This window comes from Metabacillus sp. cB07 (genome assembly GCF_016839225.1).
GTDB classification, from domain to species: domain Bacteria; phylum Bacillota; class Bacilli; order Bacillales; family Bacillaceae; genus Bacillus_P; species Bacillus_P indicus.
In genome coordinates, this window is record NZ_CP069296.1 from 2,967,244 (window position 1) to 2,981,088 (window position 13,845).

Sequence of the window (13,845 nt, forward strand, 5' to 3'; positions counted from 1 at the left end):
ATCCTCTCCTCTAAGCTCCAGATCCTAATATCTCTACTTTCTCAACAAATTCAAGCCGTTTAAGCTTTGCCATGACACTGTTTATATCTTCTCTCATTCCATTTGTGTTCAGGGACAGCGTGACGTTAGCCCTCCCCTGAAGAGGAATGGTCTGGTGAATCGTCAGAACATTGCACCCTGCCGATGCGACAACTGCAAGCAGCTGGGACAATGTGCCGGAACGGTCCTCAAGATGGAAGAAAAGGGTAATAATCCGTTCATTCACCATGGTGTGAAACGGAAAAACGGCATCACGGTATTTATAATAGGCGCTTCTGCTCATATCCACACGCTGAACAGCTTCTGCAACCGATTCCGCTTTTTTCCGCTCAATGAGCTGCTTCACTTCTAGTGTTTTTCTCATGGCTTCCGGCAGAACATCTTCTCTTACTAAAAAAAAGGTTTCTTCTTTCATGACCTTCTCCTTTATGAAAACTGCACTTTTTTTCTTTTGAAAAAAGAAGAGCAGGCAATCGCTCTTCTTTCATGACTATTCAACAAATTCAAATTCAAAATCAAGCAGGCGCACAATATCGCCGTCTTTCGCTCCGCGCTGACGCAGGGCTTCATCGACACCAAGTCCGCGAAGCTGTCTTGCAAAGCGGCGGATGGATTCCTCGCGCTGGAAGTTTGTCATTTTGAAGAGATATTCAACTTTCTCCCCTGTAACATTAAACGTGCCGTCGCTGTCACGATTAATTTCAAACTCCGCTGCCTCTTTATCAAATTTATAAAGGACACGGTGATCAGACAGATCCTCTTCCTCATAAAGAGGGAACTCAGGCGTCTTCTCAATCGTATTCATCACTTCATAAAGCAGTTCGCGAACACCTTCGCGGGTAATGGCTGAAACAGGGAAAATCGGAAGGTCGTCCTCGAGCTTCTCTTTGAAGATCTTCAGATTTTCTTCTGACTCAGGCATGTCCATTTTGTTGGCGACAATAATCTGCGGTCTTTCAGTCAGGCGCAGGTTGTATTCTTTCAGCTCCGCATTGATCGTCAGATAATCCTCATAAGGATCACGGCCTTCGCCGCTCGACATGTCAATCACATGCACAATGACGCGTGTGCGCTCAATGTGGCGGAGGAACTGGTGACCAAGTCCAACACCTTCATGCGCCCCTTCGATCAGACCAGGAAGATCTGCCATAACGAAGCTGCGGCCATCGCCCGTTTCCACCACTCCAAGGTTTGGAACTAGCGTTGTAAAGTGGTATTCTGCAATTTTCGGCTTTGCCGAACTAACAACAGAAAGAAGCGTTGATTTTCCTACGCTCGGAAAACCGACCAGACCTACATCTGCAAGAAGCTTAAGCTCCATGATGATGTTGCGCTCCTGACCAGGCTCACCGTTTTCAGAAAGCTCCGGTGCCGGGTTGGCAGGAGTGGCAAAACGGCTGTTTCCGCGTCCTCCGCGTCCGCCTTTTGCAATAACAGCCTGCTGGCCGTGCTCTGTTAAATCAGCAATAACCGTTCTTGTTTCTTCTTCCATCACAACGGTGCCAGGCGGAACTTTGACAATCATCGCCTCCGCATTTCGCCCGTGCTGGTTTTTGGACATGCCGTGCTGTCCGCGGTCTGCTTTAAAGTGGCGCTGATAGCGGAAATCCATCAGTGTGCGCAGTCCTTCTTCCACCTGGAAAATGACATCTGCGCCTTTACCGCCGTCTCCGCCTGCAGGTCCGCCTTTCGGCACGTATTTTTCTCTGCGGAACGCGACAAGGCCATTGCCCCCGTCTCCGCCTTTCACATATATTTTCACCTGATCTATAAACATGGTAATCCTCCGTCCAAGCCAATTATGCAAGTTCAACCGCAACGGTCAATTCATTCGGGGAAAGCTCATAGTGCTTCACTTCAACCCCGCTTTGCTCATTTGCTTTCAGCCAGTTTAATAACAGTGCTTTATCTGTTATTATGCCGTTAAAGTCAAAAAAGAACCGGGCTTGTCTTTGATTGGCTTCTGTTTCTATTGTAATGCTCATATGATTTTCAGCGCAGCGGTCCGCAGCATCATCAAGAATCTGAAAGAAATGTCCGCACCAATCTGTAGCTGTCTGATCGAGTTCAGACAGATCACACGCAGTGCCGAGCACCTCGTATTCGAGGGCATACTGATGCCTGTGCCAGTTGAACGTCATCAGCATACTCGCAAACGAAAGCATCTTCAGATTGCAGAGCTTTGATTCATTCTGGGATTCAATCACAATTTCTTCGATAATCTGCTGTACGCGGTCATATTTATTCAGCGTTATGTTTCCTTTTAGTAACTGAAGTTTATTCATCCAGTCGTGGCGGGAATGACTCAGCACCTCGACAATATTCCACTCTTCATTTGTTTTTTCATGTCGGCACTCCTGCTCCCTTATCTTTCTCTATTCATTTCTCTAGGAGTTTCAACTTGGAAACTGAATGTCGTACTAAATTATAACAAACAATCCAGGGGAAAATAAGGGCAATTTGAAAAAAGCAGAAGGAATCAGCTAGATGGGGGGTATTGAATGAGGCTGCCATCGTTTGCATTTAATAAACAAAAGAAAAACTCTAACCAGGGGCTAGAGTTTTCCTAAAGAAATTATGCTTCTTGTGCTACAGGATATACGCTAACTTTTTTGCGGTCACGTCCGAAACGCTCGAAACGCACAACTCCGTCCACTTTCGCGAAAAGAGTGTCGTCGCCGCCGCGGCCAACGTTTTCACCTGGATAAATTTTCGTACCGCGCTGACGGAAAAGGATAGAACCACCGCTTACGAATTCGCCATCTGCACTCTTAGCGCCAAGACGCTTAGAGATTGAATCACGTCCGTTCTTAGTAGAACCTACTCCTTTTTTAGAAGCGAAGAACTGAAGATCTAAAGTTAAAAACATTCTAGTCCACCTCCTGCTGGTTGTTATTTATAACAATGTGTATGAAATGCCCGTAGCTAAGTTCAATTGACTGCAGAGAAACAAGCATTCCCTCAAGCAGAAGCTGTGCCTTGCCGGCTGCTTCCTGCTCAAGTTCCTGCGGCAGCTGAAACGAAAGATATCCTCCGTCACCGCCCTGCTCGACAATCGGCGTTATGCCTGTTAATTTATGTACTGCATTAACAGCGCCGAATACGACAGCAGATGCTCCAGCACAGACAATGTCCTTGCCGTGAACATCGAAATCGGCATGTCCAGATAATGTAAACGATTCAATTAAGCCGCTGCTGGAGCGGTTAATGACTGCTTTTATCATCTTAAAAAGCCTTATGCGTTGATTGCATCAATAACAAGTTTCGTGTATGGCTGACGATGACCTTGCTTTTTGCGGTAGTTTTTCTTAGCCTTGTATTTGAATACAGTGATCTTTTTAGCGCGGCCCTGTTTTTCAACTTTCGCTGTAACAGTCGCACCAGCAACGATCGGGCTTCCAACTTTCACGTCATCTCCGCCGATGAATAATACTCGGTCAAAAGTAACAGTGTCGCCTTGCTCACCAGCAAGCTTTTCAACGTAGATCGCCTGACCAGCTTCTACCTTGATTTGTTTGCCACCAGTTTCAATAATTGCGTACATTCCTATGCACCTCCTAATTAGACTCAGACTCGCCAGCAGACAGGTGTTCCGGATGAACCGAAAGGCTTAAAACCTGCATCTGAGCGGTTGTAGCACGGGTGCTACAATCAATAACATAACAATACTATCAAAAGCAGGCTATCTGTGTCAATCACATTTTCTCTTTCTTTTTCAGCAGGCGGATAATTTCTTCCGCGTCTCCCTGGTGAATAATTCTGTATGTGCGTGATTCAGATGAAGGATTCAGGAAGATGCGAAAGCGCAAAACGCTCTCAAGGCGCTTAATATGTTCGTCCTGTTCTCCCCTGAAAATCCGCGCCGCGTCTGCCGGAAGCTCGACTAAAACAGCTTCATGCTCCATATACTGACGCTCCCACAGCTCCCGCTCAAGCCTGAACGCTGTCGTTTCCGCTGAAACGACCGTACCGGTGCCGCTGCAGTGCGGGCAGGGGCTCATCAGCAGGGAGGCAAGATCCGGCCGCACTCTTTTTCTTGTCATCTGAAAGATATTCATCTGGGTAAACCCGATAATCCTTGACTGCACCTTATCACGCTTAGCCTCTTTCAGCATTTGTGAGAGAACAGCCTGCCTGTCCTCCTGCCTGTCCATATCAATAAAATCAATGATGATCATTCCGCTCAGATTGCGGAGCCTGATCTGGCGGGCGGCTTCCTTTGCAGCTGCAAGATTTGTCTTCAGCACTGTATCCTGAAGAGAGCTCTTGCCGGAAAATTTCCCTGTATTAACATCAATGACTGTCATGGCTTCAGTCTTGTCAATCACAAGGTACGAGCCATTAGACAGCCAAACAATCCTCTTGAGAGCTTTCTCTATTTCCTGTTCAACATCATACGCTTCAAAAATCGGCTGCTTAGACTGGTGAAAGATAACCTCCGTCCCGCTGCACCGCGCTTTAAGATCCAGAGCAAGCTCACTCTCATCACAGACGATCCGGTCAATTTCCCCAAGGTCATACTCCCTCAGCATCCGGTCAAAAAACGGCGTGCCCTCTGCAAGCAGACATGGCACTTTATCCGGTTTTTTACTATTTGCTTCTTCGTATTTCCCTTTCAAATAATCAAATTCACGCGTGAGTTCCTCTTTCTCTCTACCGTTTGCCGCGGTTCTGAATACAAGGCCTTCTTCTTCTTTGCAAAGAGAGGCTCCGATGGCAAGCAGCCTCTCTCTTTCAGCGGGATCTTCAATTTTTTTTGAGACGGCTGTATATCCGGAATCAGGCATATAAACAAGATACTGTCCGCCAAACTCCAGTTTTGCTGTTAGTTTTGGCCCCTTATGGTCTGTTGCCTCTTTTACCACCTGAACAATGATCTGCTGTCCTTCTCTTATTCTTTTTTCCATAGAGGAAGGAAGGTCGTGGACAGACAGATAGCCGTTTTTCTCTGACCCAGTATCAACAAACGCAGCCGCCATTCCCTTCAGAACATTTAAAACACGGCCCGCGTAAATGGCGCCGGCCGTTTCATGTATGTGATGAATGTGTATCTCCTGGATCTGGCTGTCTTCAAGCAGCGCGCAGCGGTTCTCGCTGCCCTTTGCATTGAAAAGTAACGTACGCAATGAAACATCCTCATTTCTATAAGTGCTTTCTCTTATTTACTCATTTTATGAGGCCAGCGTCAATAGAGGTAGTTCAGCTCACCGACTGTCGACTGCACGCGCTTATCTGCAAAATAAGCATGCAGCAGCTCATTCTCATCAAGCTCAAACAGTTTTTTTCCGTCACGTTCAACAATAATTGGATGCTTGCATCCCCGCCTGAACTTCAGGAGGGTCTGATAGATCATCTCATCCTCATCTACTACAATCGGCTCAAGGATTCCCGGGTCCTGTTTATTGCCGTAATACCTCTCAAGCAAAAAACGCATGCTTACAAAGCTTCGGTGTTTGTATTCAGTATATAAGGAATAGATGAGAAATCCTGCAATGATCCAGACATTCAGCTGCTGCGGAGAGAACAGGAGAAAAAACAGCAAATACACTGCAAGAAAGACAGCTGACACAAGCAGCATCAATTTGTGGGCCTCCTGATAGGACCGCCTCACGGAAACAAACAAAAACAGCAGCTTTCCGCCATCCAGCGGCCAGATCGGCAGCAGATTAAACAGAAAGATCATTCCGTTGTAAAACGTAAAAAGCTGAAATGTTTCCGGGCTCATATAGCCTGCTGAAAACAAAAGAAAGGCAGCTCCCTGCAGAGGAAGATGCTGAAACGGTCCCGCAGCAATCGTAATAAGCTCTTCCTTCAGCGGCCTGTTCCCATGCTCCTCAACTTCTGCAACCCCTCCAAATGGAAGGAGGACAATTGATTTCAGCCTCCAGTCAAAATGTCTTGCAGCCATCGCGTGCCCAAGCTCATGCACAAGAATGATCACAAGCAGAATCAGCAGTGACTGAAAGTGGGCAGTCATGACTGAGATTCCCATGATCAGCCATAGAATGGGGTGAATATGAATGTGAAGAAACACAGACAAATATTTATTCAAAGGAGATCACCTGTATTGGGTCTATAAATTGCTCACCCTTTTTAATAGCAAAATAATACGTTCCCTTCTGATCTTCTGCTGCTTTGATTTTACCGATTTCCTTTCCGTTTTCAACGAAGTCATATAGGGAGACCTGCACTTCTTCGAGGTTTCCGTACCAGCTTTCTGTTGAATCGTCATGCTGGACGACAACCGTCAGACCTGACTCTTCCTTCTTTCCAATTTCAATGACAACCCCTTCATTCATCGCTTCAACAAGCGTGCTGCTTGTTTCAACCATGACACCCTGGCCGTTATCTTCAAACGTTTCAAGCACCTTGCCTGACGCAGGAGCGGTATACTGGTCTGAAGCAGGCTGTTTGTCAGCAGCAGGCTTGATCAGAGCCAGCGGGTCTCCGAACTGTTCCCCGTACCATTTCGATAGTCTCGCAAACTGGAACTCTTCTTCAAACGTGCCTGTTACAACATGCTGCACATTTTCAAACGGAGGCGAATCATTTTTAAACACGATCGCTGATACCAGCACAAGACAGGCGCCGATCAGCAGCTTGAACATAAACACATCCGGCTTAAACAGCGGATGCTGTCCTCTCCCGCCGTCACTGCCGGGATCGTACGAATGATACGCAGCGCCGCTGTATTTTTCCTCATCATCCGTGTAAGGAAGAGCTGAAAACGGTTTGGGATCCCGTTTAGAAGCATCTCCCAATCGGAGCTCCCGTTTTCTCTTCGCCATTTTTTTCCGCAGATCATCCGCACGATTTCCCATTGCAGCTCCCATCCCCTCATAGCACATTTACTGCATCATATGCCTTGTCCGACGGGTTTATGACAAGCCCTCAATGGAATTGCCTGAATGCACTAAAAAAACAGCCTCCCTGAATAAGGAGACTGTCCGTTTATACTCTTACACCGAAAAAGCGTTTGATTTTTGTAAACATGCCCGGATTTGCATCCTCAAGCGACTGAAGAGGAACGGCTTCGCCAAGGATCCGGCGCGCGATGTTCCGGTAGGCAATAGATGCGCGGTTTGAAGCGTCCATTGCGATCGGTTCGCCTTTATTGGAAGCTTTAATGACATCATCATCATCCGCTACAATCCCAATGAGGTCAATCGACAGATGAGCAACAATATCATCTATATCAAGCATATCGCCGTCTTTCACAAGATGATTCCGTATACGGTTAATCACAAGTTTTGGAGGTTCAATGCCTTCTTCACGTTCAAGCAGTCCGATAATGCGGTCTGCATCCCGCACAGCAGACGTTTCCGGAGTTGTTACGACAATTGCCTTGTCCGCCCCTGCGACTGCGTTTTTAAAGCCCTGCTCAATGCCTGCCGGACAGTCAATGACGATATAATCATAGTCCTGTTTCAGCTCATCAACAAGCTTTTTCATCTGGTCAGGATTCACAGCCGACTTGTCGCTCGTCTGAGCAGCAGGAAGCAGGTAAAGCCTGTCTTCAAAGCGTTTATCTTTAACCAGGGCCTGATGAATTTTGCAGCGCCCTTCGACAACATCCACCAGATCATAAATGATCCGGTTTTCAAGTCCCATTACAACATCCAGGTTGCGAAGACCGATGTCTGTATCAATGAGACATACCCGTTTTCCTAAAATCGCCAATGATGTTCCTAGATTGGCAGAAGTCGTTGTTTTTCCAACTCCGCCTTTGCCAGAGGTAATAACGATTGCCTCACCCACGGTTAAATTCCTCCCTCAAACCTTGTCAATTCAGGTCGTAAATGAGTTAACTGCTGCAGCCGGTCAATGACGATCGACTCGCTTTCATCTATGTACGCACATTCCATCTCATGCGTTTCTTCCCGGTCATAATCAGGCGCTCTGCCGACTGTCGAGCCAATCCGGATTTGCGACGGCATCATCACGGATGCGGCAATGACAGCTGAGCTCTTCCCGTTATATCCGGCATGAGCAATTCCTCTGAGTGTTCCCATAATGAAGATGTTGCCCCCGGCAATCACTGTGCCGCCAGGATTCACATCTCCTATCAAAAGAAGATCACCGTCAACCTTCAGAACCTGGCCTGAGCGGATGACCTTTGCCGCAGAAACGATTTCCGCTTCTTTTTTCATGCGTGCGGCATGTTCTCTTGTAACCACATTGCTTTCAAATGTTTCAACAACCAGATTCCGCTTTTTCTGGATCACAGCCTCAATTTGTTCCTGATGGTTTCTGTGAAGCAGACGGTTGCCCGCTTTAACGTTAACGGTGATCGTTGGCCCATCTTCATGTATATACTGTTTTAGAGACAGCATCTGCTCAAGATCATTCAGCAGTTCTTCAAACGAACACGAATCATCAAGATGCAGGGTTAGGCCGTCTTTCGTGCCTTTTATCGTGACATAATGCTGTTTTTGAGCCTTCATGACGTTCACCTCAACGACTATACAATTTCGACAGATCGATGCCTTCTTCCTCTTTTTAAAACGCAATTTCTGAAACTTTGTCCGTTTCCTGATTCAGGAAGAATGGATCACAAGCAGTACTCATTTCACCCGGCCATCTGTTTGCACAGGCCGTAATCTGCTGTCAGATTACAGTCTACAAATCGTCCATATAGTCCCTTTTCACTTTTGAAATAAAACGGCTCATCGGATAGATCAGGACGATGGCGCCAACTGAGTTTGCAAGAATCGTCGGAAGAAGCCTCAGATTTGTAAAATCATAGAATGGCAGATTCGAATAGCCGATCAGCATCTGAATGCCGTAAGAATAAAATTCCAGAAGAGTCACTGCCAGCAGAGACAGGAAAAGCACAACAAGCATGTTCCCCTGAAGAGCCTTCAGCGCTTTTGAGATCAGGTAGGCAAACAGCGGATAGGCAAACAAATAGATACCGAGGATTTCGGTATACACAATATCATGCAGCAGACCGAAAACCATCCCGTAGATAATCCCCATCTTCTGGCTGTAGTAAGCCGTAATAAAAACGATGGAAAGCATCACAAACCTCGGGATAATCACTTGATCTTCAGATGTAAACGGAAGCTCAATCAAATCGGTAAACGTGCTTTCCGATATAAAAACGAACAAAATGAAAAGAGGAAGGAGGATACGGTTCATGATTCCTCCTCCTCCTCTGGATCCATATTGGTAATATCGATCGTTTCTTTAACTCTGTCTGTTACAAATACCCGGTCAATATCATAAAGATCTGCTTCCGGCTTAATGTAGGCCATTTGCGAAAGGCCGTATGAATCGGGTTCTACTTCAAGCACTTCACCGATGACAAGACCTTCAGGGAAGATCCCGCTGCTTCCGGACGTTACAACTTTCTGGCCTTTTTCGATTTTGACGTCCGATTCAATCTTCTTAAGCAGAAGAGCTTTTTTCTTCTCGTCATATCCTTCGATTAGACCGAAAATATTTGGCTGTCCGTCTTTGCCCTGAATTTCAGCCGCGATCCGGTTTTTTCGGTCCGGGGAACTTAAAAGCTGAACGGTGGAATTGAATTTAGAGGTGCTTTTCACTTTCCCGATCAGGCCTTTATTTGTAATAACGGCCATATCCTTTTCAACGCCGTGCTGTGACCCCTTATCAATGGTAATCAGATCAAACCATCTGCCCGGGTCCGGGTTTCTCGCAATCAGCGCTGCCGGAATCGGATTGTATTCTCTAAGTGATTCCTGTGCACCCAGCTCTTCGCGCAGCTTTTCATTGTCGCGTCTGAGAGCCTGCAGCTCTGTTTCGATTTTCATATGCTCATCAATCTTGCTTTTGAGGAGCTTGTTTTCTTCATACGTATTTTTAAGATCGCCGACATTCTCAAAGAAGCCCGCTACATATTGTGCGGGCTTATGAAAGACTGTTTGAAATAATCCTGTTGAATCTTTGACAAATTGCTCCGGCCAAGTAAGCTCTCTGTCTTCTTTTAGCGAATAGCCGATCAATGCCACTAAAAAGATAATACTGACCAGGAGCAGGATAAGACGTTTATTCAAGAAAAACTGCGGCATGTGACTTTACACCCTCTAACTATTTGCTGTGTTCGCAGGAATCAGTCCGTGCAAATGCAGCTGTTTTAAAACGAACCTTCAGAAGGCACGTGTATTATCTGCTGTCTTTTGCTTTTGTTTTGAAAAGATGAATATGCTCAAGAGCTTTGCCGGTGCCGACTGCTACACAGTCAAGAGGATTCTCGGCAATGAGGACAGGCATGTTCGTTTCTTCACTAATCACTTTATCAATATTGCGAAGCAAAGCGCCGCCGCCAGTAAGGACGATGCCGCGGTCCATAATGTCCGCTGCAAGCTCAGGCGGAGTCTTTTCAAGTGTATTTTTAACAGAATCGACAATTGAATTAACCGTATCGCGAAGAGCCTCCGCAATTTCTTTCGCCGTAATTTCAATTGTTTTCGGTAGACCTGTCAGAAGATCGCGGCCGCGGATGTCCATGTTCTCAACGCCCTCAGGAGATCCTGCTGAACCGATTTCCATTTTGATGGATTCAGACGTACGGTCACCGATCATTAAATTGTACGTTTTGCGGATGTAGTTGACGATCGCATCATCCATTTCATCGCCTGCTACGCGGATTGACTGCGACGTTACAATCCCGCCAAGAGAGATGATGGCTACTTCAGTCGTACCGCCACCAATATCAACAACCATGCTTCCAGTCGGTTCCCAGACAGGAAGATTTGCACCGATCGCAGCTGCAAACGGCTCTTCTATCGTATAAGCATCACGTGCACCAGCCTGTCTGGTTGCATCGATCACTGCACGTTCTTCTACTGCTGTAATGCCGGAAGGAACACAGACCATAACGTAAGGCTTGCTTGAGAAAATGCCTTTTCCTTTTGTTGCTTGTTTTATGTAATACTTCATCATTGCTGCCGTTGTTTCATAGTCGGCGATAACCCCGTCTTTCATCGGGCGGAGCGCCACTACATTGCCGGGTGTGCGTCCGATCATATTTTTCGCGTCGTTTCCTACTGCCACGATCGACTTCGTGTCCGTCTGCATCGCAACCACAGAAGGCTCGCGCACAACAATTCCTTTTCCTTTAACAAATACCAGTGTATTGGCCGTACCCAAATCTATACCAAGGTCTCTTGTCCCAATTCCAAACATTACATGTATCTCCCTTTCTAAAAACCGAATTACTTATTTTAAAAGCAGTCAAATGCGACGGCGAAAAAAACTCATAAACATTATTATAGCGTAATTACACAAAAATAAAAGTGTTACAAATATCCTTTTTCTTTTAAACTCACATATTTTTGCTCGCCAATAATAAGATGGTCCAAAAGCTCTATCCCTAACATTTTACCACACTCTGTTAATCTTTTAGTAACTTCAATATCTTCTCTGCTCGGGGAAGGGTCGCCTGATGGGTGGTTATGGATGCAGATAATTGAAGCGGCAGAACGTTTCAGCGCTTCTTTAAATACTTCGCGGGGATGAACAATGGAGGCATTCAGGCTTCCGATAAAAACGGTTTGTTTATGAAGCACCTGATTTTTCGTATTTAAATAGAGACAGACAAAATGCTCCTGTGACAAAAAGCGCATTTCTTCCATTACATAATTGGCGCCGTCCTGAGGAGATTTAATGACATATCTGTCTTCATAGGCAAGACGGTTGATCCGTCTGCCGAGCTCAAGCGCTGCCAGAACCTGAACGGCCTTTGCCTCTCCAATTCCGGAAATGCTCGTCAGCTCGGCGACTGATGCTTCTTTTAAAAACCTCAAGCCTTCAAAGTGGTTGAGCAGACGGTTGGCAAGCTGCAGAACAGACTCTTTTTTTGAACCTGTCCGAAGCAGGATGGCCAGCAGCTCATGGTTGGCAAGACTTTCAGGACCGTCATGAATCAGCCTTTCACGCGGCCTGTCTTCCAGCGGGAAATCATGGATTTTCAGCACTTCCAATCTGTTTCTCCTCCTGAGTCCCTCTCTGCCTTTCTCTTAACGGATGTAGCCCGCTTTTTTAAGCTCTCTCGCTGTCCTCGACAAAGGAAGTCCTACGACAGAAAAATAATCGCCGCGGATTTCTTTTACAAACAGCGATCCAAGACCCTGTATGCCGTAGGATCCTGCCTTGTCCATCGGCTCTCCGGACAGCACATACTCTTCAATGTCTTCATCTGTGAGCGGCCAGAATGTCACATCTGTCTGCTCGTAAAAAACGATTTTCTTCTCTTGATGCAAAATGGCAACACCTGTGAGCACCTGATGTGTCCTGCCTGAAAGCTTGGCAAGCGTTGTTTTTGCATCCTCTTCATCTGCAGGTTTCCCTAGAATTTCGCCACCGTACACGACTACTGTATCCGATCCAAGAACAACGGAGTCTCTGAAGCGCTCTGCAACGGCAGCGGCCTTCTGCTCAGCGAGCGACATGACAATGTCAGAGGGCGAAAGCGCCGGGTCCACTTTCTCTTCCACATCACTGACAACAACTGTAAACGGGATGCTGACTTTTTCAAGAAGCTCTTTTCTGCGCGGAGATCCTGACGCTAAAATAAGATGATGTTCCATTCTTCAACATCCTTTCATTCGGTTTAAAGGGAGATACACTCGTATCTTAGCAAACACAGGCAGGATGCACAAACGGCCAAAATGGAATTTTGCACGGAAAACAGCAGCTTTTTCTGCAATAAAAAAAGCATCTCTTTTCATCGAGATGCCCCGGGAAATTTAATTTAGCGAAACGAGCAGGTCCATCAGCTTCTGCTGGGCGGCCCATCCTGTCTTTTCATCCGCGCCTTTCGAAAGCATTGACGACACATCCGTTAACTCTTTTTTCATCGAAACAAGACTTTCATCCTTCGGTTTAAGCTTTCCAAGCTCTGTGAGAACAGCTTCAGATTTCGATGTTACCTCTTTGCTGTTCCCTTCCACTGCGGCAGATGACAGGGTAACAAGTGTTTTGAAATGGCCGATGAATGCCGACGCATCTTCATTTGATTTCACAGAGAAGTCAGCTGTTTTTCCGCTCCATGTATCAATGGAGCTGGATTTATAGACATTGCTCAGCCCATCTGCCTCCTGTTTTTCATTGCCGACTCCCCCGTAAACGAAGTAGGAGCCGTCTTCCTCAACTGCTGCAGCGGGAAACCCTTTAGCTTTTAAGTCGGCAGCCGTTGCTTCGGCACCCTCTTTAGAAGAGAACTTTCCGATTTGGGCGAAGTAAAGCTGCATCGTTTGCTCTGCAGCTCCTGAGCCAGCGTCCCCTCCTGCTGCCTCAGGAGCCGCTGCCACGTCCTCAGCCTGTCCTGCGCCTGTCTGAAGAGCGGCAGGCAGATCCTCATCTGACATGAAATTCAGGGCAAGAAATCCGAAGCTTACGCCCAGCACAATCGCAAGCACAATGGTGATGGCATATTGCTTAAAAGGATAGGCACTTAGATGAACCTTCTTCCCTGTACTGAAATATGGAGAATGCTTTGATTTTGAGGATACCTTTTTAACGGCGACAACCTTGGGATCATCCTGGAAAACCTCCCCGTCATCCTCCGGGAGAACCCATGTGAACTCATCCTCTTTTTCAGCATCGGACGCGGCGGCCTCCTGTTCAGCCATCGCTTTCTCATTCCAGCTCGTTACAGGAATGTCAGGCTTTTCTGCCTCCTCCCCTTTCTTTCCTTTCTTCCGGCTGTTCTTGTCTTTCCAATTCCGTTCCTCCCCGTTGATCTTCACCTTCATTGCATGTGCACGCTTGTCCACCTCTACACCGCCTATCTGTACGATTCAAGTATTTGGTATTCATGCTAGCACAGCAAAAATAAAA

17 protein-coding genes and 1 other annotated feature are annotated in these 13,845 nt (G+C 46.5%); all 17 genes read right to left on the reverse strand.

Features of this window, described 5'->3' with window-relative positions; all coding sequences use genetic code 11:
- Nucleotides 1-10: 10 nt before the first annotated feature.
- Nucleotides 11-454, reverse strand: coding sequence for an ACT domain-containing protein (locus JOJ89_RS15280; RefSeq protein WP_029279393.1), 444 nt, complete (start codon nucleotides 452-454; stop codon nucleotides 11-13).
- 75 nt (nucleotides 455-529) lie between these two features.
- Entirely contained in the window at nucleotides 530-1,816 is a 1,287-nt protein-coding gene (gene obgE / locus JOJ89_RS15285; RefSeq protein ID WP_029279391.1) for a GTPase ObgE, read from the reverse strand.
- 22 nt (nucleotides 1,817-1,838) lie between these two features.
- Nucleotides 1,839-2,408, reverse strand: a complete 570-nt coding sequence (locus JOJ89_RS15290; protein ID WP_277987891.1) for a sporulation initiation phosphotransferase B — start codon at nucleotides 2,406-2,408, stop codon at nucleotides 1,839-1,841.
- Between the two features lie 206 nt (nucleotides 2,409-2,614).
- Complete coding sequence (rpmA, locus tag JOJ89_RS15295; RefSeq protein WP_029279387.1) at nucleotides 2,615-2,908, reverse strand: 50S ribosomal protein L27; 294 nt, start codon at nucleotides 2,906-2,908, stop codon at nucleotides 2,615-2,617.
- Nucleotide 2,909: 1 nt separating this feature from the next.
- Nucleotides 2,910-3,263 carry a ribosomal-processing cysteine protease Prp gene (locus JOJ89_RS15300; RefSeq protein WP_203288264.1) on the reverse strand — a complete coding sequence of 118 codons (354 nt, stop codon included), beginning with the start codon at nucleotides 3,261-3,263 and terminating at the stop codon, nucleotides 2,910-2,912.
- A gap of 11 nt (nucleotides 3,264-3,274) precedes the next feature.
- Nucleotides 3,275-3,583, reverse strand: a complete 309-nt coding sequence (gene rplU, locus JOJ89_RS15305) for a 50S ribosomal protein L21 (protein ID WP_029279382.1) — start codon at nucleotides 3,581-3,583, stop codon at nucleotides 3,275-3,277.
- 15 nt (nucleotides 3,584-3,598) lie between these two features.
- Nucleotides 3,599-3,682 (reverse strand) — a sequence feature (ribosomal protein L21 leader region).
- A gap of 52 nt (nucleotides 3,683-3,734) precedes the next feature.
- Nucleotides 3,735-5,165, reverse strand: coding sequence for an Rne/Rng family ribonuclease (locus JOJ89_RS15310; RefSeq protein ID WP_203288266.1), 1,431 nt, complete (start codon nucleotides 5,163-5,165; stop codon nucleotides 3,735-3,737).
- Between the two features lie 59 nt (nucleotides 5,166-5,224).
- The gene (locus JOJ89_RS15315; RefSeq protein WP_029279379.1) at nucleotides 5,225-6,091 is read right to left on the reverse strand and encodes a M50 family metallopeptidase; all 867 of its coding nucleotides are present in this window, start codon (nucleotides 6,089-6,091) and stop codon (nucleotides 5,225-5,227) included.
- Nucleotides 6,084-6,860: a peptidoglycan DD-metalloendopeptidase family protein gene (locus JOJ89_RS15320; RefSeq protein ID WP_203288269.1), complete on the reverse strand. Its 777-nt coding sequence runs from the start codon at nucleotides 6,858-6,860 to the stop codon at nucleotides 6,084-6,086. The genes JOJ89_RS15315 and JOJ89_RS15320 overlap by 8 nt, the downstream gene beginning before the upstream one ends.
- Before the next feature lie 130 nt (nucleotides 6,861-6,990).
- Nucleotides 6,991-7,797, reverse strand: a complete 807-nt coding sequence (minD, locus tag JOJ89_RS15325; protein ID WP_029279375.1) for a septum site-determining protein MinD — start codon at nucleotides 7,795-7,797, stop codon at nucleotides 6,991-6,993.
- 2 nt (nucleotides 7,798-7,799) lie between these two features.
- Nucleotides 7,800-8,483 carry a septum site-determining protein MinC gene (minC, locus tag JOJ89_RS15330; protein ID WP_203288271.1) on the reverse strand — a complete coding sequence of 228 codons (684 nt, stop codon included), beginning with the start codon at nucleotides 8,481-8,483 and terminating at the stop codon, nucleotides 7,800-7,802.
- A gap of 175 nt (nucleotides 8,484-8,658) precedes the next feature.
- A complete protein-coding gene (mreD, locus tag JOJ89_RS15335; protein ID WP_029279371.1) occupies nucleotides 8,659-9,180 on the reverse strand; it encodes a rod shape-determining protein MreD in 522 nt (173 codons plus the stop codon).
- Nucleotides 9,177-10,073: a rod shape-determining protein MreC gene (mreC, locus tag JOJ89_RS15340; protein WP_029279369.1), complete on the reverse strand. Its 897-nt coding sequence runs from the start codon at nucleotides 10,071-10,073 to the stop codon at nucleotides 9,177-9,179. Before mreC ends, mreD begins: the two co-directional genes overlap by 4 nt.
- A 94-nt stretch (nucleotides 10,074-10,167) precedes the next feature.
- On the reverse strand, nucleotides 10,168-11,190 hold the full coding sequence (locus JOJ89_RS15345) for a rod shape-determining protein (RefSeq protein ID WP_029279367.1): 1,023 nt from the start codon (nucleotides 11,188-11,190) through the stop codon (nucleotides 10,168-10,170).
- 113 nt (nucleotides 11,191-11,303) lie between these two features.
- Nucleotides 11,304-11,987 (reverse strand): RadC family protein, encoded by a 684-nt coding sequence (gene radC, locus JOJ89_RS15350; protein WP_029566785.1) that lies wholly within the window; start codon nucleotides 11,985-11,987, stop codon nucleotides 11,304-11,306.
- A gap of 36 nt (nucleotides 11,988-12,023) precedes the next feature.
- Nucleotides 12,024-12,593 carry a Maf family protein gene (locus JOJ89_RS15355; RefSeq protein ID WP_203288273.1) on the reverse strand — a complete coding sequence of 190 codons (570 nt, stop codon included), beginning with the start codon at nucleotides 12,591-12,593 and terminating at the stop codon, nucleotides 12,024-12,026.
- 159 nt (nucleotides 12,594-12,752) lie between these two features.
- On the reverse strand, nucleotides 12,753-13,781 hold the full coding sequence (locus tag JOJ89_RS15360) for an SPOR domain-containing protein (protein ID WP_203288275.1): 1,029 nt from the start codon (nucleotides 13,779-13,781) through the stop codon (nucleotides 12,753-12,755).
- Nucleotides 13,782-13,845 lie beyond the last annotated feature (64 nt).

What these genes read in the sequence shown, in the direction of transcription:
- obgE (WP_029279391.1), bottom strand. Translation starts at nt 1,816, where the DNA reads ATGTTTATAGATCAGGTGAAAATATATGTGAAAGGCGGAGACGGGGGC.
- JOJ89_RS15345 (WP_029279367.1), bottom strand. Translation starts at nt 11,190, where the DNA reads ATGTTTGGAATTGGGACAAGAGACCTTGGTATAGATTTGGGTACGGCC.
- minC (WP_203288271.1), bottom strand. Translation starts at nt 8,483, where the DNA reads ATGAAGGCTCAAAAACAGCATTATGTCACGATAAAAGGCACGAAAGAC.
- JOJ89_RS15355 (WP_203288273.1), bottom strand. Translation starts at nt 12,593, where the DNA reads ATGGAACATCATCTTATTTTAGCGTCAGGATCTCCGCGCAGAAAAGAG.
- JOJ89_RS15280 (WP_029279393.1), bottom strand. Translation starts at nt 454, where the DNA reads ATGAAAGAAGAAACCTTTTTTTTAGTAAGAGAAGATGTTCTGCCGGAA.
- JOJ89_RS15320 (WP_203288269.1), bottom strand. Translation starts at nt 6,860, where the DNA reads ATGGGAAATCGTGCGGATGATCTGCGGAAAAAAATGGCGAAGAGAAAA.
- mreD (WP_029279371.1), bottom strand. Translation starts at nt 9,180, where the DNA reads ATGAACCGTATCCTCCTTCCTCTTTTCATTTTGTTCGTTTTTATATCG.
- rpmA (WP_029279387.1), bottom strand. Translation starts at nt 2,908, where the DNA reads ATGTTTTTAACTTTAGATCTTCAGTTCTTCGCTTCTAAAAAAGGAGTA.
- rplU (WP_029279382.1), bottom strand. Translation starts at nt 3,583, where the DNA reads ATGTACGCAATTATTGAAACTGGTGGCAAACAAATCAAGGTAGAAGCT.
- JOJ89_RS15300 (WP_203288264.1), bottom strand. Translation starts at nt 3,263, where the DNA reads ATGATAAAAGCAGTCATTAACCGCTCCAGCAGCGGCTTAATTGAATCG.
- mreC (WP_029279369.1), bottom strand. Translation starts at nt 10,073, where the DNA reads ATGCCGCAGTTTTTCTTGAATAAACGTCTTATCCTGCTCCTGGTCAGT.